The organism is Mycobacterium sp. NGS34 (assembly GCF_059812845.1).
Genome location: NZ_JCALDM010000013.1, coordinates 63,075 through 83,273, shown reverse-complemented (window position 1 = coordinate 83,273; position 20,199 = coordinate 63,075). Strand labels below are relative to the sequence as shown.

Below are 20,199 nucleotides of genomic sequence, written 5' to 3'. Positions count from 1 at the left end.
AGTTTCTTTTTGTCTGCTCAACGAGCGGCGACGGCGTCCGTCAGGGGCTCCGGCGTAGCTGTCGCCGGCTCTCGCGCGGCGGCCTCGGCGTTGATGGCACGCACCGTCAGCACGGTGAACACCACGATCCAGGTGAAGAACACGATCATCGGGACATAGAAGACCAGGACTCCGTTCTGGGAGAACGGCCCGGTTTTGAAGAACAGTAGAAGGCTGGCCTCGCACATGAAGAAGCTGGAGAACAGGTTGAAGTACGCCGACCACCGCGGAAACGCCGGGCGCGCACTGTGATCCATCAAGATGCTCACCGCAAGCATAATTTGGAAGAGCGCGAAGGGGGCGCCGGTGAACAACACGCCCAGCCAGCCCAGGTCGTTCAGCGCCTGTGTCACTTCGGGGCTGGTCTCCCCCGGCCGCCAGGAGGCCGCGCCGAAGAAGAATCCGATGAACATCACCACCACGACCTCGCAGGCCACCGAGATCAGCATGATGTTGAACAGAATCGGCCACTGCCGCTCCCGCAGCCGCACCATCTGAATGATGCTCGCGCTCCACGTCGTGTAGAGGATGCTCGAGAAAATGAAGATGACGGTCGCGATCCGGATACCCGTCGTGTGCGCCAGGTATTCCGATACCACCTTGGTGGCGGGGTCGGCCGCCGACGGCGGCAGGATGTACTGGCCATGAGCCACCACGTTGGCCGCGAACGGCCAAAAGAACGCGAAAGCGATCCCGGTGTAGGCGCAGATCTTCAGGATCCGCGGGTTAAAGCCGTCGGCGCGCATGGCATCTCCAATCGTGGTGGGCGGGAGTCGGCAAGTCACGGATGGCTCGGGGGCCTCGGCATCGGGACGCCCGGCCCGGGGCAGGTGTGACCGTCGGCGCCGGAGGCACACATCTCGTTGACCATGTAGGACGGGTATCCGGCCGGGAACGGGTCCGAATGGGTGGCGAACCACTGCTGCGGAATCATATAGAGCACAACGAAACCCAGGTGAACGGCTCCATAAATCGCGAAGAATTTGACCGCCTGCTTGCCCTTGAAACCCACCTTGAGCGTGGTGATGCCGCGCTCGACGACAGTCTGACCGCGGTCGTCGCGGAAATAGCTCAGGCAAGCGATGGCCCCGAGTGAGAAGCCGCCGAAGAGAACGGTTTCCGACAGCGGAATCTGATACGTCTGACCCGCGAACAGGGTGATCGCGCGGATGCCGCCCGGATAGGCGTACACGCCCGTGCGCAACACGGCCCCCTCGACGAAAGTATCGGTGAGCGTCAAGCCGACAACGATGGTCAGCACGATGCCCACAACGCCGACGCGCGGCCAGCGCGCCTTGACTTTGCGCACCAGCCAAAGGATCACGATCACTTGCGAGAAAACCAGGGCGGTATACGCCGGTGGAACTATCAGCAGCGGTTCGGGCAACCTGTTGGCACGCGGGCTGGTCCAAGTGGGCCACGCACCGTTTGCCCAAGCGCCCCGGTTGATGAGATGCGAGTTATAGAACAGGGTGACCGACGTGTAGTTCATGACCATGTCCCAGAAGAACACCGTCGACGCCGCCAGCGCGATCATCGCGTCGGTGGTCAGGAATCCATGGCGCCGCCACGGCCGGATCACCCAAAGATAGAGCAACAGCACCGCGGCGGCCGGGACAGCGATCTGTAGGGCGGTGAACACCACCGCCTTCCACTCCGGAAGCGCGTCGCGACCCGGGTCCGTCGGAGTGAAGTTTGGGCCCAACGCCCATCTGGCCAATACGACAACCTGGAAGGCGAGAAGCACGACACCCGCGCTCCCCCAACACAACACAGCCCGCGGCGACCGGACCCGCTGGTCGTCAAGCGAGCCCCCCGATGCGACGTCACCACGGTGAATGGTCGCCACATCTGGTCCCTTCGTAGCCGGCACGCGCCGAACCTTCATCATGATGAAAGTGGCACTAACATTATGAGCCGCCTAGGCTCAGATATGCAAGTGCCACTTACACGCTGTGGGCGGCACCGCTGGCATGCGATCAATTCGCATAGAATCTCCCGTCATGCGGCCAGATTCCCTCGCGAAGCCGGCTATGCGCGATCGTGCGCGGGCCCGGACGCTCGCCGCCGCGCACCAGCTCTTCGCCGAAAACGGCTATCGAGCGACGACGACCAAGCAGATCTGCCTCATGGCCGGAATCGCCGAGCCGACCCTCTTCCGCCAATTCGGTTCCAAGGCACGCCTGTTCGAGATGACCGTGCTGGAACCGTTCACCGAGTTCATCGACGGGTGGATCACGTCATGGCGCGAGTTTTCCGCCGAGTCCTCGGTCCAGGACCTCGCCGAGAGCCTCGTGCGCGGGCTGTTCACCCTGGTGCGCCAGGACCGCAGGCTGTTTCAGGAACTCATGGAAGCTCGGGCGGACCCCAAAAACGATTTGCACGAATCCGCGGTCGCCATCAGCACCCGCATCCGCGAGGGCGTCCGGGCCGTGCAGGAGGTCGGCCTCGAGATTGCCGAAGAACGCGACCTGACACGGCTGGACCCGCCGGCGACGATCGCCTCGGTGGCCGCCATGGTCATGGGCGCGGTGCTGCTCGAGGACTGGGTGGTGCCGGCCGGCGTCCGGCGGCCCAGTCAAGAGCGGATGATCCACGAGATGACCATGATGGTCACTCACGGCATCACCGGCCGTCCGTCGTGATTCGGCGTCGGCGGCTGCCCTCGTCTAAGCCGTATTCCGCAACCCTGTGGCGCGGGCGTGCACAGATGTACGGAATTTACCGCGCGGCGCCGCACGTACACGCACGGTCACGGGGCTGAAAGGCCTAGGCGAAGTAATTCTCGTCGGGGTCTTCGCGCTGGGCTCGGATGGCCCGGAAGCAAAGGTTGCTCTGGATGATGATCCAAATCGTGAACAGTACGAACGGCGACCAGAACACCAGGAGCCCGTTCCAGGCGAACGGGCCGGTGCGGGGCAGGAAGGCGAACGCGCCGGCCTCGAACATGAACGTGATCCACAGCGAGCCGTAGGCCCACCAGCGCGGGAAGGGGTTGTTCTTGATCCGCTGGGTAGCCGGCCGCAGGGCGATCACCGTGACCGCGATCCAGGCGAAGATGTACGCCTGGTCGGTCGTCGTCATCGTCAGAGACGCCAGCTCGTGCATGAGGGTCGTCACTTCGGAGTTCTTCCGCGGCGCGGTGTAGGCCGCCACTCCCCACATCATCGGCGGAAGCGCAAGGTAGATCGACATCAAGGTGCCGCTGGCCAGGGTGAGGGCGCTCCACACCTTCCATCGCCCCGGTTCCACGCGGGCCATTTGTGCGGCGAACACGCCCCAGATCGGCATCATGAAGCACCCGGTCCAGCTGCAGATGACCGCGCCCCACTTGACCTTGGTCGCGTTGTCCACGTACCACTGCGCCACCTGCTCGGGCGACCACTGCGGGCTCTTCAACGGGCACTGCTGCAACAGGAATACGAAGGCGAGCCCGTAGACGATGGCCAGAACAACACCCCACCACAGGATCGCGCGCTGGCTCGCCAGGGAGAAGTGGCCGCGGTTATCGACAGTGCTGTGCGGCGGCGATGTCGTAGACGAAGTCATCAGTTGCCCTCCCAAACGATGCGGTCGATCGATCATCCGTGGCGCGGCGCATCGCAAGCAAGACGCGATGTGCCGTGCTTCACACACCATAACGATCGTTCGCAGGAATCGAAAGAGCTAGCTTGGGTTTCTAGCGTCTAAATCGCATATCACGCTGCCGAATTACCCATCGACGCCGGCAGGCGAGCGAATGGACGTTTCGGCCAAGCGCCCCGCCGTAGCTCGGCCATGCGGCACTCGCCGAAACAACACGAGACAAGGTCCGCCGACGCCGGCAGAGCCCAGCGCGCCGTCACCTGCCGTCGGCGACGGGTGGCCAATGCGCTAATTTTCCTGGGGTGACGTTCTCAGCTGCCGGCGCAGTCGCGCGCTGGATCACCCCTCTCCTCACCGTTGCGGCCGTTGTCGGCTCGAGCCAACTCGTCGACCCGGCGGTGCGGTTGGCGGACGACGCCAATCCGTTGGCCGGCATGCCCTTCTACGTCAATCCCAACTCCGCTGCGATGCGCGCCGCGCAGCACGCCGATCCGCCGAGTCCTGAGTTGACCGCCATCGCCAACACGCCGCAGGCCTACTGGATCGTCCCGGGCTCGTCCGCATCGACGGTCGCGAAGTACACCGGCGACGCGGCGGCCGCCGGCGCCATCCCGGTTCTGGCGATCTATGGGATTCCGCACCGCGACTGTGGCAGCTTCGCCGCGGGCGGCATGGGGTCGGCCGACGACTATCGCGGGTGGATCGACGGGATCGGTTCCCAGGTGGGCGGCACCCGCACGGCGATCATCCTCGAACCCGACGCCCTCGCGATGGCCGACTGCCTCTCGGCCGACCAGCGCCAGGAACGCTACGACCTGATTCGCTACGCCGTCGACACGCTGACACGCAGCCCGGGCACGGCCGTCTACGTCGACGGCGGTCACCTGCGCTGGCACAGCGCCGAGGACATGGCCGCCCGGCTCAACAAGGTCGACGTCGCCCGCGCGCGCGGTTTCAGCCTCAACACCGCGAACTTCTACACCACGGGCGACGAGATCGGTTACGGCGAGGCGATTTCGGGGCTCACGAACGGGTCGCACTACGTGGTCGACACGTCGCGCAACGGCGCCGGGCCGGCGCCCGACTCCGGGCTGAACTGGTGCAACCCCAGCGGGCGCGGGCTGGGCACTCCCCCGACCGCCGCCACCGGGGGCGCGCACGCCGACGCCTACCTGTGGATCAAGCGTCCCGGGGAATCCGACGGAACGTGCGACAAGGGTGATCCGCCGGCGGGCACCTTCGTGAACCAGTACGCCATCGATCTCGCCCACGCGGGGGGCTAGCCGCATCTCTGGCGAGGACGACGGGCGTCGTCGTAACCTCAAGCGACGGTCACCTCGGGTGGATCGGTCCACAAACCCCTAGCCGCACAGGGATTGGAGCACCAGAACGATGGCTGAGGAGCTGACGCCGCATTTCGAGGACGTGCAATCCCACTACGACCTCTCCGACGACTTCTTCCGCCTGTTCCTCGACCGCACCCAGATGTATACGTGCGCCTACTGGCTCGGCGCCGACGACATGACCCTGGAGCAGGCGCAGATCGCCAAAATCGACCTCTCGCTGAGCAAGCTGGGCCTGCAGCCGGGCATGACGATGCTCGACCTCGGCTGCGGGTGGGGCGCGGCCATGATGCGAGCCATCGAGAAATATGACGTCAACGTCGTCGGCATCACGCTGTCCAAGAACCAGGTCGCCCACGTCGAGCAGCTGTTCACGGAGTCGGACAGCCCGCGTTCGAAGAAGGTGTTACTCGAGGGCTGGGAGCGGTTTCACGAGCCGGTGGACCGGATCCTGGCGATCGGCCCGTTCGAGCACGTCGGCTACGACCGCTACGACGCCTTCTTCGAACGAACCTACGAGCTGTTGCCGAGCGGCGGCACAATGCTGCTGCACACGATCACCGTGCTGTCGGAAAAGGAGATCATCGAGTCCGGCTTGCCGCTCACTCCGGCGATCGTCGAATTCAGCGACTTCATGAAAACCGAGATCTTCCCGGGCGGCTTTTTGCCGACCATCGACATGGTGCAGCAGTTCTCGACGAAGGCCGGATTCAAGCTGAAGCGCCGCCAATCGCTGCAGCGGCATTACGCCAAGACCCTGGACGTCTGGGCCGCGGGCCTCGAGGCGCACAAAGCCGAGGCCATCGAGATCCAGTCCGAAGAGGTCTACGACATGTACATGAAGTACCTGACGGGCTGCGCGAACCTCTTCCGCAAGGGCTACACCGACCTCAACCAATTCACCCTGCGGAAATAGTCGTCGTGTCGCGCCCAGAAGGGCTTCACATTCCCGGGTTTCATTAAATAGAGTTAGCGGTCCGAGTCTCCCCGTTGAACTTGATGGGAGTCGAAAATGTCGACTTTCCTGATCGCAGCACCAGAGGCCTTGGCCGCGGCCTCGGCGGATTTGAGCGGAATCGGGGAGGCGATCAAAGAGGCGACGGCGTCGTGGGCGCCGCCCACCACGGGGATTGCGCCCGCGGCCGCCGACGAGGTGTCGGCCGCGATCGCGCGGTTGTTCGGCAACTATGCGCAGACGTATCAGACGCTGGGCGCGCAGGCCGTCGCGTTTCAGCAGCAGTTCATGCAGGCGCTGAGCGGCGGCGCGGGCTCCTATGCGGCCGCCGAGGCCACCAGCGCGGCGTTTCTGGGGCTTCCCGGCCCACAGGCCGTGGAACGGAACCTGCTGGACACGTTCAATGCATACAGCCTGACGTTTACCGGCCGGCCGCTGATCGGCAACGGCGCCCCCGGGACCCCCGGGACCGGGGCCCCCGGAGGGGCCGGCGGGTGGTTGCTCGGTTCTGGCGGCGCCGGCGGGTCTGGCGCGGCAGGTAACCCCGGCGGGGCCGGCGGGCCGGCGGGACTGATCGGCACGGGTGGGGCGGGCGGTGCCGGCGGCACCGGCGCGGCCGGTGGTCCGGGCGGGCAAGGCGGGTGGCTCTTGGGCACCGGCGGGACCGGCGGGACGGGCGGCTTCGCCTCCGGGACCGGCGGCGCGGGCGGGACCGGCGGGGCCGGCGGGTTGTTCGGCGCCGGCGGGCCCGGCGGGGTCGGCGGGTTCTCGTCGGCCGGAACCGGCGGCGTCGGTGGGACCGGCGGGGCCGGCGGTCTGCTCGGCGGCCTGCTTGGCGCCGGTGGCGGCGCCGGCGGGGTCGGCGGGGCCGGGGATACCGGCGGGGCGGGCGGTGCCGGCGGTGCCGGCGGCATGCTGGTCGGGGCCGGTGGTGCCGGCGGCACCGGCGGGTTGGGCGCGACGGGGGCCGGCGGGGCCGGCGGGCCGGGCGGCGCAGGCGCCCTGCTGGTGGGTAACGGCGGTCCGGGCGGCGTCGGCGGCACCGGCTTCGGCGGCGACGGCGGGGCCGGCGGGACCGGCGGCCACTCCGGCTGGCTGCTCGGCTCGGCCGGCTCGGGCGGCGCCGGCGGCAACAACTTTGGCAGCGGCACCGGCGGCCACGGCGGGGCCGGCGGTGACGCGGGCGTGATCGGTTTCGGCGGGGCCGGCGGGGCCGGCGGGTTCGCGTCCGCCGGAGGCGGTGGGGCCGGCGGGACCGGCGGCGCCGGCGGCCTGTTGGCCGGCGACGGTGGCGCCGGCGGGGCCGGCGCACAGGCCGCCGGTTTTGCCGGCGGGATCGGCGGGGCCGGGGGCCGGGCGGTGCTGCTCGGGATTGGCGGGTCCGGCGGGACCGGCGGGCTCGGTGCGCCCGCCGGCGGCAACGGCGCCGCCGGCGCCAACGGGGTGTTGATGCCGGCGGCGGCGCTCAACGTGATCAACGCGCCCAGCGTGGCGCTGACCGGGCGCGCGCTGATCGGCAACGGCGCCGCGGGCGCCGCGGGCAGCGGGGCCCCCGGGGCGCCCGGCGGGTGGTTGCTCGGTTCTGGCGGGGCCGGCGGTTCCGGCGCAAACGGCCTGCCGGGCGGGATCGGCGGCGCCGCCGGGCTGTTGGGCAGCGGCGGGGTCGGCGGCGCCGGCGGGTTCGGGGCCTCGGGGCCCGGCAGGGCCGGCGGCATGGGGGGCCATGGCGGTTGGCTGTTCGGTAACGGCGGTCCCGGCGGGGCCGGCGGCGTCGGCGCCGCCGTGGGAGCCGACGGGAACGGCGGCAGCGGCGGAACCGGCGGGGCCGGCGGGTTGTTGGGCTCCGGCGGGGTCGGCGGCCCCGGTGGGTTGACCGGTCAGCTGACCAGTGGTTTGCGCCCCGGCGCGGGCGGGGCAGGCGGGACCGGCGGGCCGCTCGGTGGGCTGTTCGGCGCCGGCGGCGGAAACGGCGGGGTCGGCGGAGCGTCCATCCAATCCGACGGTGGGGCCGGCGGGCCCGGCGGCAGCGGCGGCTCGCTGTTCGGTCCAGGCGGCGGCGGCGGGGACGGCGGCTCCAGCAGTCAGGGCGCCGGCGGGGCCGGCGGGACAGGCGGGGCGGGCGGCCCGCTGTCGGGCAGCGGCGGTGCCGGTGGGGCCGGCGGATCCAGCACCAACGGCGCCGGTGGGCCCGGCGGAATCGGCGCCACCGCGGGCTGGGTGGGCTCCGGCGGGGCCGGCGGCGCGGGCGGCACGTCGGGCGCAACCGTCGGCCCATTCGCGGGCGGCCAAGGCGGACCCGGTGGCGGCGCCGGCTTCGTGGGCTCCGGTGGGGCCGGCGGGCCCGGCGGATTCGCCGCGGCGGGCCCCGGCGGGAACGGCGGCCACGGCGGGAACGGCGGGTCGCTGGTGGGCAACGGCGGTCCCGGCGCGGCCGGCGCGGACGTCGCCCTCGCCTCGCCTTTCAGCGGTGGCCAGGGCGGCAGTGGGGGCAGCTCCATCCTGGTCGGCGTCGGCGGCAACGGCGGCAACGGCGGCCACGCCGGCGCCGGGCTGTTGGGCGGCCCCGGCACCGTGGGGGGCGGTGGAGTGCTGCTCGGCCGCAACGGGATCCCCGGGTTGCCGATGAGCCCGAACCTGTTGGTCAACCCCGGCTTCGAAACGGCCGACCCGTCGGGGTCGGGCTACAGCGGCGTCACCATCCCGGGCTGGACGGTGAGCGGCACCCCGACGATCATCGCCTACGGCACCCCGCGCGGCTATCCGGGACCCTTCTCCATCCCGGACCTGCCCGGCTTCCTGGGCTTCCCCGGCGCCGCGCCCCCCGGCGGCGGCAGCAATTTCGGTGGCGGCGGTCCCGTGGCCACGTCGACCATGAGCCAAATCGTCGACCTGAGCGCCGCGGCCGGCAAGATCAACACCGGCACAACGCCGTACACGCTGAGTGGAATGCTCGGCGGCTACCTGGGCGACCCGTCCGCGGCCTCACTGAAGGTCACCTTCCTCAACAACAGCGGGGCCGTTCTGGGCACCGGCACGACCACGTCGGTCACGTCGCTGGATCGCTTGGGAATCACCGGATTCCAGGGGCGCGACGTCTCCGGGACGATCCCGGTGGGCACCACCAAAGCCGTGGTGACCGCGACCTTTGCCGACCACAACCCGGTCCTCGGCAACTACAACAACGCCTTCGCCGACAACCTGTCGTTCACCGTCGGCGATCCGAACCTCACCCAGCCGACGCTCACCGCACCGACCCCCAACGTCGGCCACCTGGATCACGTGTTCCTGATTTACATGGAGAACCACGGCGTCGGCGACATCCTCGGCAGCCCCAACGCGCCGTACATCAACAGCCTGATCAGCACCTACGGCTACGCGAACAACTACTACGCGCTCGGCCACCCCAGCGACCCCAACTACTTCCGGGTCCTGGGCGGAACGGACTACGGCATCGACGTCAACCCGCCGCCGAACGTCATCTACGGAACCAACAACCTCATGGCGAAGATGGATACCGCGGGCGTCACCTGGGCCGGTTACGCACAGAGCATGCCGGCCCCCGGCACCATCGTCGACTCGGGTGACTACGCGGTCGACCAACTACCCTTCGCGATGTTCAACTATGTCTATGCCAACCCGACCCCGGGTTACCTCACGACCCACCTGCTCCCGCTGGGGAATTTGAACCACGATCTGATGGACCCAAGTAAGGCACCGCAATTCACGTGGATAGCCGCCAACGAGTCGAACAACATGGAAGGCCCCGTCAGTACTCCGACCGGCGCGCTGAACTTCCTCGGCAGCCAGCTCACGACGCACCAGTACAACATCGCGGCCGGTGACCAGTTCGTCCAGCAACAGGTATCCACCATTATGGGCTCGAACACGTGGACCAACCCGACGCAGCACGACGCGATCATCATCACGTTCGACGAGGACTACAACAACCTGTCGCTGGGCATCGGCAATGAAGGCAACAACGTCCCGATGATCGTCATCCCCAACGCGGGCGCCGTCAACGCCGCGACCGGGGCGATGCAATCCGGCCACTTCATCGCCACCAGCCACTACGACCAGTACAGCCTGACGGCCACCATTGAAGACGCCTTGAGTCCGGCGCCGGGAGCGCTGGGACCGCTCACCGCCAACGACATGTACGCCCAACCCATGAACGAATTCTGGAAGTAACGGCAGACTCTCGCGGGCACGCTGGACGCGGGACTTCTGCGTGTCGGATTGTCGAGGACTGGGCACTCCACCTTTGACTGCTGGTTCACATTTCAGCTGAAAGGTGCATGATGCCGCACATAGTGATGACCGTGTCGGGAACCGGTGTCGACATGTGGAATACCGCGCCACCGCAACCCGCCGGTGTCGCCGCCGCACTGGCGGCCGCGTTTCCCGACCTGTTCTACTGGCAGCCCGTCGGGAACTACCCGGCCAGCGCGTTCCCCATGGGCCCAAGCGTGGACGCCGGCGTCGCCGAGCTGAATAGGCTTTGCACACAGATCAATCCGCCAGCCGGCGTGCCGTCGTATCCGGAAAACTCCATCATCCTGCTCGGGTACTCGCAGGGCGCTATCGTCGTCTGTCAATTCCTGCACACGATAGCGTGGACGAATCCGCAGATCGCGAACCGCGTTGTCGCGGTGGGTGTTTGGGGAAATCCGCAGCGGTTGCCGGGGTTCGCCTCGGGCAACCAGTTCGCCGGGTGGCCGATGCCGGCCGATGTGGACGGTGTCGTCACCGGCGGCGTAGCGGGTCCGGCCTGCATGAGGCCGGAGGACGTGGCGCCACACCTACTCTCGCCGGTGACCCATTTCTGGGGCGATTTCGTCAACACCATCGGCGTCGGCAACGATATCTACACGGACGCTCCCGTCGGTCCCAACCCGTGGACGGCCGAGGCGGGCCCGGGAGTCATCGAGACGCAGATCTACAACATCGTCCAAAATGCCAATAGCCCAAACATTTTCGCGATCCTGCGCGACGCGTTGAAGTTGGTGAACCCAACCACCTCAGTTGAGGAGATCATCTCCATCACCGAAGCGATCTACAACGGCGGAATGTTCTGGGCGGCCGGCCCCAACGCATCTCACTACACCTACGACACGACGCCGATCTATAACTTCATCGCCTTGGCAGGCCAAGAGACGCAACCGTTTTCCACCAGCCAGGTTTGACGAGGCGCTCCCCGGATGCCCCATCGGTAGAGTGTCAGGAAACAGCCCGGAGGATGAGCATGCGATCAGTCGCGTTGGCCGCCGCCTTTGCCGTGGTCTTCGGCTTCCTCGCGCCGTCTGATCCCCCAGGCCCGCCCACCAGGCTTGCCGACCACACCGTCCCTTTGGCTCCTCCCGCCGACCCCGGCGACGGTTCCCTGCCAAACCCGGGCCAGCTGACGCCATTCGACGTGCAATACTCGGCGATCGCGCGCCTCGATCCGGCGTTGTTGAAAGCGATTCAGGCTGCCGCCACTGCCGCCGCCGCGGATGGCGTAACGATGACCATCACCTCGGGCTGGCGGTCGCCGGAGTTTCAGCAGCGGCTGCTGGACAATGCCGTGCAGACCTACGGCAGCCTCGCCGCGGCGCGCCAATACGTGCAGACCCCGGCGATGTCCAAGCACGTCACGGGCGAGGCGGTCGACGTCGGGGGCTCCGGCGCCGACGAATGGCTCATCGGCAACGGGTCGCGCTTCGGGCTATGCCGGATTTACGCGAACGAGCTGTGGCACTTCGAACTGGCGACGGACGCGGCCGGGAACTGCCCGGCGCTCCTTCCTAACGCGGCCGGCTAATGGACAGCGCAACCGTTAGATGCCGTTGTCCACGTCGGTCTGGACCTCCGGGGTGCCGGACCATCCACTCATCGCGCCCTTGTTGCAGCCGCCCGTCATCGAGAGAGAAATCTACAACATCGTCCAAAATGCCAATGGCCCAAACATTTCGCGATCCTGCGAGACGCATTGAAGCTGGTGAACCCGGCCACCTCGGTCGCAGAAATCATCTCCATCACCGAGGCGATCTACAACGGCGGAATGTTCTGGGCGGCCGGCCCCAACGCGTCCCACCACACCTACGACACGACGCCGATCTACAACTTCGTCGCCTTGGCGGGCCGGGAGACGCGACCGTTTTCCACCAGCCAGGTCTGACGAGACTAGTCGAGGGCGTGCGGCGTCACGAGGAACTTCTCTCCCGTCGCTCGCTTGACGTATTCGTTGAACGCGTCGGGTTTGAGCATGCCGGCGAGTGACACCTCCCTGGTGTAGCGACTCGCGAACGTCGTGGTGAGTTCGGCGGCCACCCGGGCGCGCAGCCGACCGAAGGTCGCGGCGTCAATGCTCTGGAGAAATGGGGTCAGCAGCCACCCTCCGACGCCCCACGTCATCCCGAAGTTCCTCGTGAGCACCGTCGGACTGGTGTCGAGCGAGCCGTAGATGTACACCTGCTTGTGGACGTTCGATCCGTACCGCGAGTATGCCGCCGCGGTCGCGCTGGCCGCCTGCTCCATGCCGTTGAGGATCTGGCTCGCGAGCGTTCCACCGCCCGTGGCGTCGAACGCGAGCGTCGCGGATGTGGCTTTGAGGGCCTCGACGAGGTCGGTGGAGAACGACGGCGATGCCGAGTTGAGGACATAGGTTGCGCCGAGCGACCTCAGCAGCTTCTCTTGCTCCGGCTTGCGGACGATGTTGACCAGCGGTATCCCATCCTTCTGGCAGAGCTTGACCAGCATTTGGCCGAGATTCGACGCCGCGGCGGTGTGCACGAGGGCGGAATGTCCTTCGCGGCGCATGGTTTCGGTCATCCCGAGGGCCGTCAATGGATTGACAAAAGACGACGCCCCGTCGCGGGCCGTGGCACCCTCGGGCAGGACCAAGCATGCGGAAGCGTCGATCGCTCGGTATTGCGAGTACATCGCGCCGCCCGCAATCGCGACAGTTTTTCCGACGAGGGCCTGGGCCGCCGCCGACTCCCCCGCCGCCACCACGGTGCCTGCGCCCTCGTTACCCACCGGAAGCGACTGGTCGAGTCGCGCCGATAGCGCTGTTACGGCGGCCTGTCCGATCGGGGCGGTGACCACGGGACGCTCCGGCGTGCCAGCGACCGTCGCAGTACTCATGTCCGCGCTCGCAACAAGCAGTCCCAAATCGGACGGGTTGATCGGCGCGGCTTCCACGCGCACCAACACCTCGTTGGCACCGGGGGCGGGAACCGGAACCTCCTGCAGCGACAGTTCCAGGGTGCCCCCAGACGTCACCAGTGAACGCAGTTCTAGGGCGTTGTCAGGCAAATCTCCGGCCATGCGTGGTGCCTCGTTCCTGTTAGGGGTGTGCCTTCAGTTCCTGAACACGAAAGGCGGCTACGAATCTTCCCTGACTGCGTCGAGGTAGAACCACCGGCCGGCTCGGCGTTCGAAGCGACTGCGCTCATGCAAGCTGCCGGCGCGGCCCACGGACTCGAATCGGGCCGTGAATTCCACTTCGCCAGAATCGTCGTCCGGGCCACCCGCGACGGTGTCGACCACCTCCAGGCCGGTCCAGGTGATGGTCGGGTCAACACTCACCTCGACCGGCCTGGTGCGCGGGTGCCACGTGCGGAACAGATAGTCGGCGTCACCGTAGGCGAATGCCGAATACCTCGACCTCATCAGTTCCTCTGCCGATCGAGCCTGCAACTCACCAGAGTGAAGCGGCCCGCAACAAGCGGGATAACCATCGTCACTGCCGCAAGGACACGGCGGCCCGAGAAGCTCGTCCATATCAACAGCTTGCGGGGCGGCCCTTTCGGCAGACAACCCATCACTGATCGCTGTCAAGCATCAGCGCCAGGTGGTGCGAAAATGAGGGATGCCGCACGAGCACACGCCGCCGCGCCCCGAAGGCGCCCAGGCCGACGCGGAGGAATGGGCGCGCTTTTTCGAATACTTCGGGCACGCCCGGGTGCGTCGGGGTATACGAATGCTCTCCAGGCTCCCGTCTGCCCCGCGGTGCGAGGCCTGCGGCAGCCCGTATACGGGATTCGGCGGCTGGCTGATGCGACGCGCCGGCAAAACCCCGTCGCGAAAGAACCCCCGTTGGTGTGAGGCCTGTTTCGAGAAGTCACCCACGGGCGGCGGCGTGACACTGCAGATCGGGGTGCTCTTCGCCGACGTCCGCAACTCGACCGCGCTGGCCGAGACCTTGCCACCCGGTGAAATGGTCGCGATCCTGAATCGCTTCTACTCGAAACTGACGCAGGTGATCGTCCAGCATGGCATCGTCGACAAACTCATCGGCGATGCCGTGATGGGCCTCTACTTCGCGCCGCTGACGCCCGACGGGCGCTATGTCGATTCGATGGTGAGCGACGCTCGCGCGATACTGCGAGCCCAGGGCTACGGCACGCGCGCGGGGCCACAGCTGGAGGTGGGTATCGGTCTCGACGTCGGCCCGGCGTATGTGGGGATCGTCGGCGAAGGTGAGATCCGCGACTTCACGGCGATCGGCGACGTCGTGAACACCGCGTCGCGGCTGCAAAGCGTCGCAGCGGGCGGGGAGATCGTCATGTCAGACGCCGTAGCGCGCATCGCGGCCGTCGCCGGGGGTGAGGTCGTCACGCTTGACCTCAAGGGCAAGGCCGAACCCGTGACAGCCCGCCGGATCACCGTCGCGAGCTGAACGGGCGTGCCCTCGCGAAGGCGCGTCGGACTGGTTACGCGCGCGTCGGTGATTAGGTTGCCTTGGCGATTTTCCAGCCTGTGCCATTGTTCACGAGCGTGTATGTGGCTGTCACGTTGGTCTGGAAGTCGCCGCACACGGCGGTTGCCTCTGTCGTATTTCCTTTGATGTCACCGACTTTGATGTCGTCGCGACCGTATTGCTTAGGAACGAAGACGCTCTTGTAGTAGTCGCACTGCTTGACCGGATCACCCTGGAAAAAATGCAGCACCTGTTCATCGAGGAACTCGCCGGTCATTAGGTCGCATCGCGGTTCCACCATCCAGCTTTTAATCGTGTCAGCAATGGAGGATTGGTCAGCGGCGCTCAGACCAGGCGGGTCGGCCCTTATTGCCGGGGCGGCGCTAAGGGCAGTTCCCCCAATCGCTATGACGGTGACCATGCTCGTGAGGAATGGTCGAAGCATGAGCTGACCTCGTTCCATGCGAAGCGCCGTTGCTTGCTGGCGGGAACCTAAAGCGCGAACACTTACAGCCTCTAGCGCCGAAAGCCGCCGGTCAACAACCAATAGGCGTCGCTCGTCCTCGAGACCAGACGTTCTCCCGGGTGCCGATGCTCACGGCGGCGCGCTTTAGCACTCGCAGGCTAGGCCGTCGCCATCGCGGTCCTGCTTCGGACAGTAGGCCGGATCGCCTTCCGGAATATTGCACCTGCCATGCGCTTTCGCGTCGGTGCAGTTCTTGTAGACACAACCGGGGGCGTTGTTGTTTACCTGCGAACAGTCGATGCCGGACGGGTCCGCCACTGCGACTGGGGCCGCACTGAGGGCGGTTCCGCCAATCGCCACTACCGTGGCTGCCGCGATGAGAAGTGCACGAAGCACGACGGAAACCCCTTCGGTAGAAGCGCTGTTGCCTGCTGACGGCACGCTAAACGCGCGAATGCTGGCACAACCAGTGCCGAAAGTCCTTTTGAGGGGGCTTGACGCGCCAGCCGGTCAAGCGGTTCCAGTGTCTGCTGTCACCCGTAGTGCCTAACAATCGCGTATTTTGGCGGATCCCGCCGCGATTGCCGAACATCTGTCTGGTTCGCTACCAGCCGCCCTCACGGATTGCGCTTCGACTGGCGACAACCGATTCGAAATAGCGGCGCGGGGCCTCGGCATAAATGGTCCCGAAGGCCAACGACGACTTGCCGGATCCAGAGATCCCACACCGCAGCCGCGCGAGCATGATGTTTGCTGGTCGATCTCGCAGCGCGCGTCACGATACCGACGGAACGAAACCCACCGGTCACGACCGAGCTGTGAGCGCAGCGAAGGGGTGTTCAAGACTCGTGATCGCGAGCGGCGTCGCGCCTAAGCGGCCACGTCCAGGCGCGTGAGCCCGCGCAGCACCGGACTCTCCCGGTACACCGGCCGGTCCTCCACGAGCGAGAGCCGCGGAAACCGCTTCGTCAGCGCGTCGAACGCGAGCCGCGCCTCGAGCCGCGCGAGCGGCGCCCCGAGGCAGAAGTGCGTGCCGAACCCGAACGCGAGGTGCGGGTTTGGGTCGCGCGCGAGGTCGAGCTGGTCGGGGTCCTCGAACCGGTCGGGGTCGTGGTTCGCCGAGCCGATGCTCACCAGAACGAGCGAACCCTCGGGGATGACATGGTCATCGATCGCGACGTCTTCAAGCGCGACACGCAGCGTCGCCTGCACGGGCCCGTCGTAGCGGAGCAGCTCTTCGATCGCGGTCGGGAGCAGCGCGGGCTCGTTGCAGAGCCGCTTCCACTGATCGGGCTCGCGCAACAGGGCGAGCGTGCCGTTGCCGATCAGGTTGGTCGTTGTCTCGTGGCCGGCGAGCAGCAGCAGGTTGCCGGTCGCGAGCAGCTCGGCGTCGGTGAGAGCGTCGCGCTCTTCCTGGGCCGCGATCATCGCGCTGATCAGGTCCTCGCGCGGGGCGCGGCGGCGGGCAGCGATGATGTCGGCGAGGTAGTCGAAGATCTGGCGCGCCGCCTCGGCGCCGGTCGCGCGCCCCTCCGCGCTCGGCGACGCGAAGCCGTTGATCATCGCGCTGGACCACTGACGGAACTGACGGTGGTCCTCCGCCGGGACACCGAGCAGCTCAGCGATCACAATCGCCGGGAGCGGCTCGGCGAGGTCGTGGATCAGGTCGAAGGTGCCCTTGGTCTGTGCTTCGTCGGCCAGCTCGCCGACGATTGCCTCGATGTGGCCGCGCAGCGCTTCGATGCGCTTGGGCGTGAAGGCCTTGTTGACGAGCTTGCGGACGCGCGTGTGGTCTGGCGCGTCCATGGTCAGCATCGAGCGCATGCCGGTCGCGTTCTGGCGCAGGAACTCCGGCATGCGGTCGAGGTTGTCGCGCATGAGCGGCGCGCGCAACCGTTCGACCGAAAAGCGCGGGTCGCGCAACGCCGAGTGGACGTCGCGGTAGCGCGTGAGCATCCACGCGCCGGGTCCGGCGTAGTTCGGGACCGGCACCTCGAGCACGGGCCGCACAGTGCGGATCACGGAGTAAATCGGGTAGGGGTTTTCGAGCGAGCCGGCGCTGCGCAGCGGCAGGAACAGGTCGAAGTCAGCGGAGCCGTTAGGAGAAGGAAGAGGTGACGACCGGTCGCGAGAGGGCGCCGAGCGCTGCCAGACACGAGACGTCATGGCGGGGTCCTCTGGGCGAGCACAGTGTTGAGAATGGCCGACTGACCGGCCACAATAACACCGTGCCCACGATCGCCTCAAGCGCGCGCGTCGCGTTCCGCGAGGGCCGCCAGTCCCCCCTGACCGCGCGTCGCCCGGAAGCTCTGGACCTCTCGCGAGGCAGGGATCGCGAAGGGCACCCCCTATCTCGACTTCGATCGCAAAGGCGCGCTGCAGCTTCGTGATCCGACACTTTCGAGTCGTCCGAATCCTGCGCGTGTCACTCGCGGTCGTGCGCGTCCTACCCCGGTACCTGCTGCTCCTGGCGCGCGATCGCACCGCGCTGTGGCCTACGAACGACGCCGACTGGCAGCGCGCGCACCGCGCGGCCGCCCGCGAGATCAAGCGCGTCGCGCTCTCGCTGGCCGGCGCCTTCACGAAGGCCGCCCAGATCCAGGGCGCACGGGCCGACTTCTTGCCAGCGCCCTTCATCGAGGAACTGAGCCAGTTCCACGACGCAGTGCCGCCGCGCCAATTCGAGACGCTGCGGCCGCTCGTCGAGCGCGACCTCGGCCGCCCTCTCGACGAGGTCTTCGCGACGATCGACCGCCGGGCCCTCGCCGCCGCTTCGTTGGCGCAGGTGCACCGCGCGACGCTGCGCGACGGCAGTCAGGTCGTCCTGAAGATCCGCTATCCCGAGATCCCGAGGATCATTCCGCTCGACCTCGGCATGCTGCGCCGCGTTGTCAGGATCGTCATGCTCGTGCAGCGGCGCATTGACCTGCGAGCGCTCGTCACCGAGACGACGCGCTTCATCGAGTTCGAGCTCGACTTCCGGCGCGAGGCACGCTCGACCGAGCGGCTCGCGAAGAACCTCGCTGACGTCCCCTTCGTGGTCGTCCCCCGCATCCATCCGGAGCTGTGCGGCGAAAACGTGATCGTGCTCGAGTACTTGCAAGGCATCCAGGTCGCGCGCACGAAAGAGCTTGTCGCGGCGGGCCACAAGCTCGCGGAGATCGCGCGCAGGGTCGGCGCACTGTACGGCACGATGATTTTCGAACAGGGCTTCTTCCACGGCGACCCGCACCCCGGGAACCTACTAATCCTGCCCGACGCCCGGATCGGCCTCCTCGATTTCGGCTTGGCCAAGGAGCTGCCACGAGGATTCGCGCGGCTCGTCGCGACGATGATGGTGTCTTCGATGATCGGTGATTCCCGTTCCGCGTTCGCCGCGGCCGAGCAGCTCGGCTTCGACGTCGCCTCGATGAAACCCGACAACCTGCGCACGCTGATGCTGATGACGATCGGCGACAGCGACACCGAGGCCGGCTTCTTCGAGATCCTGGGCGAGACGAGCCTGCGCAAGATCCCGGAGGACTTCGCGCTCGTCGGGCGCACGCTAATCCTTCTGAACGGGCTCTCGCACCGGCTCGCGCCCGGGCGCCGGTTGATCCAGGCCGAGCTACTGAAGCACCTCGCCGCGGGCGCGGCCCGCACAGACGGCGACGAGCCGCTCCCATCGGCCAGCGCGGATAATTCGGACCGCACACCCGCGTAATCCTGAGGTACGGCGGTATCCGTGGCCACGGCGTCGGTCGCTGTTCGGGTAATGAAATGCCCGCGTGTGCAACTAAAGTTCGCGACCGTATCCACGGTGAGCACGCCGCGCTTAACTCCCTCATTCCAGGAGTGTCAAGGATCAGCCGAAGTAACTGTCAAGCATCAGCAGAAACACTGTCAGGCATCACCCGAAATAAAAAGTCAAGCATCAACCGAGGTCATACATCCGCGACGTGGGGCGGGCGGGGCTCGAACCCGCGACCAAATGGATTATGAGAGCGTCCGAACTGGGCTTTTGTAACTAACGGCAGTTCATGGTCGCCTATGGGGCGATAGGGGTAATCCGTTCGGGCGCAAAGTGTCTGAGTGTTGATTGCACCCGGTCGGTCGCGGCTGCCATTGGGTGCGCTGCGAACTGGTGCGGGCTGCGACCGCTCAAGTTGTGAGGACACCGACTTATGGCCCAACATTGCCCAGATTAAGCCGTCAGCCGCCTCAGGCGGGCCTACCTGGACGGCGTGTGTTTTATCAGAGCGTCTCGGTTGCGGTCGCATGCGGCACTCCCAGCCCTTCGGCCAGATTCCGCAATGCGATTTCAGCCAGCGGAAGGTCTGCACCCACTTCTCCGCCGAGACCCAGCGCCAGGCTGAGATCCTTTTCTCCCAATTCACGGGTGTGCAGGAAGGGCTGGTAGAGGAAGTGGTCTGGGGCCAGCGGCTTGCTCATGTCGTCGCGGAACATCATTGCGCCGGTGCCACCGCTGTGTGCATCAGTGTGGCGCACGACCCGGCTGAACGCTTGCACGTCAAGACCCGCCAACTCGGCGAGCTTCATCGCTTCGCACGCGGCCGCAAAAGACGTGAAGGTCAGCATGTTGCGCGCCAGCTTCATCCGGGTCCCCGCGCCGGGTTCGCCTGCGTGAACCACCATCGACGCCCACTGCTTGAACGCCGGCTTGACGAGCTCGTAGACCTGGCGTTCGGCACCCACCATGACGGCCAGATCACCCGTCTTCACCGCTTCCACGCCGCCGCTGACCGGCGCATCGATGACGTGAATGCCGTCCTTCTCCAGCTCCGCAGCCAGTTCGACCGCGGTTCTGTGGTCGATCGTCGAGTGGATCGCGATGACGGTGCCGCGCTTGGCCCGCGGGGCGAGCCGCGCCACCACCTCGCGCACTTGCTCGTCGTTGAGCACCATGACACTGATGATGTCGGCGGCCGCGACCTCATCCACGCTGTCGGCGACCTGTACTCCGGCGTCGGCGAACGACGTTGTCGCGTCTGGCCGTACGTCGAAGACGATCAACCCGCCCGGCCAGCCAACCAGCCGCTTGGCCATCGGTGCACCCAGATTGCCCAGCCCAATGAAGCCCAACATCGGCGCTTGATCTTCCGCCATGGGTACCCTCCTCAGGGTCGCA

General features: G+C 66.9%; 18 protein-coding genes. 9 read left to right on the top strand and 9 right to left on the bottom strand.

All coding sequences use genetic code 11. The features are described from left to right. Positions 1 to 17: 17 nt before the first annotated feature. Together AC5Y7V_RS24975 and AC5Y7V_RS24970 are read right to left on the bottom strand one after the other, a co-directional pair. Complete coding sequence (locus AC5Y7V_RS24975; RefSeq protein ID WP_499882721.1) at positions 18 to 785, bottom strand: hypothetical protein; 768 nt, start codon at positions 783 to 785, stop codon at positions 18 to 20. 35 nt (positions 786 to 820) lie between these two features. Beyond that, positions 821 to 1,927, bottom strand: coding sequence for a spirocyclase AveC family protein (locus tag AC5Y7V_RS24970; protein ID WP_499882720.1), 1,107 nt, complete (start codon positions 1,925 to 1,927; stop codon positions 821 to 823). A gap of 145 nt (positions 1,928 to 2,072) precedes the next feature. Here AC5Y7V_RS24970 and AC5Y7V_RS24965 point away from each other — a divergent pair, with 145 nt between their 5' ends. Next, positions 2,073 to 2,684, top strand: coding sequence for a TetR/AcrR family transcriptional regulator (locus AC5Y7V_RS24965; protein WP_499882719.1), 612 nt, complete (start codon positions 2,073 to 2,075; stop codon positions 2,682 to 2,684). Positions 2,685 to 2,808: 124 nt separating this feature from the next. Here the strand turns inward: AC5Y7V_RS24965 and AC5Y7V_RS24960 are convergent, their stop codons facing one another. Then, complete coding sequence (locus AC5Y7V_RS24960; protein ID WP_499882718.1) at positions 2,809 to 3,588, bottom strand: hypothetical protein; 780 nt, start codon at positions 3,586 to 3,588, stop codon at positions 2,809 to 2,811. Positions 3,589 to 3,926: 338 nt separating this feature from the next. Here AC5Y7V_RS24960 and AC5Y7V_RS24955 point away from each other — a divergent pair, with 338 nt between their 5' ends. From AC5Y7V_RS24955 to AC5Y7V_RS24930, 6 genes are all read left to right on the top strand, one after another. Continuing rightward, positions 3,927 to 4,907, top strand: a complete 981-nt coding sequence (locus AC5Y7V_RS24955; RefSeq protein WP_499882717.1) for a glycoside hydrolase family 6 protein — start codon at positions 3,927 to 3,929, stop codon at positions 4,905 to 4,907. Between the two features lie 109 nt (positions 4,908 to 5,016). Beyond that, positions 5,017 to 5,883 carry a cyclopropane mycolic acid synthase family methyltransferase gene (locus AC5Y7V_RS24950; RefSeq protein ID WP_499882716.1) on the top strand — a complete coding sequence of 289 codons (867 nt, stop codon included), beginning with the start codon at positions 5,017 to 5,019 and terminating at the stop codon, positions 5,881 to 5,883. 96 nt (positions 5,884 to 5,979) lie between these two features. Continuing rightward, positions 5,980 to 10,110, top strand: a complete 4,131-nt coding sequence (locus AC5Y7V_RS24945) for a PE domain-containing protein (RefSeq protein ID WP_499882715.1) — start codon at positions 5,980 to 5,982, stop codon at positions 10,108 to 10,110. A 107-nt stretch (positions 10,111 to 10,217) separates the two neighbouring features. Next, positions 10,218 to 11,105 carry a cutinase family protein gene (locus AC5Y7V_RS24940; protein ID WP_499882714.1) on the top strand — a complete coding sequence of 296 codons (888 nt, stop codon included), beginning with the start codon at positions 10,218 to 10,220 and terminating at the stop codon, positions 11,103 to 11,105. A 59-nt stretch (positions 11,106 to 11,164) separates the two neighbouring features. Beyond that, positions 11,165 to 11,722, top strand: coding sequence for a M15 family metallopeptidase (locus AC5Y7V_RS24935; RefSeq protein WP_499882713.1), 558 nt, complete (start codon positions 11,165 to 11,167; stop codon positions 11,720 to 11,722). Positions 11,723 to 11,890: 168 nt separating this feature from the next. Then, the gene (locus AC5Y7V_RS24930; protein WP_499882712.1) at positions 11,891 to 12,079 is read left to right on the top strand and encodes a hypothetical protein; all 189 of its coding nucleotides are present in this window, start codon (positions 11,891 to 11,893) and stop codon (positions 12,077 to 12,079) included. Between the two features lie 5 nt (positions 12,080 to 12,084). On the opposite strand, the gene AC5Y7V_RS24925 is transcribed toward AC5Y7V_RS24930, so the two are convergent. Together AC5Y7V_RS24925 and AC5Y7V_RS24920 are read right to left on the bottom strand one after the other, a co-directional pair. After that, entirely contained in the window at positions 12,085 to 13,230 is a 1,146-nt protein-coding gene (locus AC5Y7V_RS24925) for a zinc-binding dehydrogenase (RefSeq protein ID WP_499882711.1), read from the bottom strand. A gap of 57 nt (positions 13,231 to 13,287) precedes the next feature. After that, positions 13,288 to 13,686 (bottom strand): YchJ family protein, encoded by a 399-nt coding sequence (locus tag AC5Y7V_RS24920; protein ID WP_499882710.1) that lies wholly within the window; start codon positions 13,684 to 13,686, stop codon positions 13,288 to 13,290. Between the two features lie 88 nt (positions 13,687 to 13,774). Between AC5Y7V_RS24920 and AC5Y7V_RS24915 the strand changes: the two genes are divergently transcribed. Continuing rightward, positions 13,775 to 14,584 carry an adenylate/guanylate cyclase domain-containing protein gene (locus AC5Y7V_RS24915; RefSeq protein WP_499882709.1) on the top strand — a complete coding sequence of 270 codons (810 nt, stop codon included), beginning with the start codon at positions 13,775 to 13,777 and terminating at the stop codon, positions 14,582 to 14,584. Between the two features lie 52 nt (positions 14,585 to 14,636). Here the strand turns inward: AC5Y7V_RS24915 and AC5Y7V_RS24910 are convergent, their stop codons facing one another. The 3 genes from AC5Y7V_RS24910 to AC5Y7V_RS24900 form a co-directional block, all read right to left on the bottom strand. Beyond that, on the bottom strand, positions 14,637 to 15,026 hold the full coding sequence (locus AC5Y7V_RS24910) for a hypothetical protein (protein ID WP_499882708.1): 390 nt from the start codon (positions 15,024 to 15,026) through the stop codon (positions 14,637 to 14,639). Between the two features lie 189 nt (positions 15,027 to 15,215). Further along, positions 15,216 to 15,389 (bottom strand): excalibur calcium-binding domain-containing protein, encoded by a 174-nt coding sequence (locus AC5Y7V_RS24905; protein ID WP_499882798.1) that lies wholly within the window; start codon positions 15,387 to 15,389, stop codon positions 15,216 to 15,218. A 552-nt stretch (positions 15,390 to 15,941) separates the two neighbouring features. Continuing rightward, positions 15,942 to 17,237 (bottom strand): cytochrome P450, encoded by a 1,296-nt coding sequence (locus AC5Y7V_RS24900; protein WP_499882707.1) that lies wholly within the window; start codon positions 17,235 to 17,237, stop codon positions 15,942 to 15,944. Between the two features lie 256 nt (positions 17,238 to 17,493). Here AC5Y7V_RS24900 and AC5Y7V_RS24895 point away from each other — a divergent pair, with 256 nt between their 5' ends. Beyond that, positions 17,494 to 18,774, top strand: a complete 1,281-nt coding sequence (locus AC5Y7V_RS24895) for an ABC1 kinase family protein (protein ID WP_499882706.1) — start codon at positions 17,494 to 17,496, stop codon at positions 18,772 to 18,774. 530 nt (positions 18,775 to 19,304) lie between these two features. Here AC5Y7V_RS24895 and AC5Y7V_RS24890 read toward each other — a convergent pair. After that, positions 19,305 to 20,177 carry an NAD(P)-dependent oxidoreductase gene (locus tag AC5Y7V_RS24890; RefSeq protein WP_499882705.1) on the bottom strand — a complete coding sequence of 291 codons (873 nt, stop codon included), beginning with the start codon at positions 20,175 to 20,177 and terminating at the stop codon, positions 19,305 to 19,307. Positions 20,178 to 20,199 lie beyond the last annotated feature (22 nt).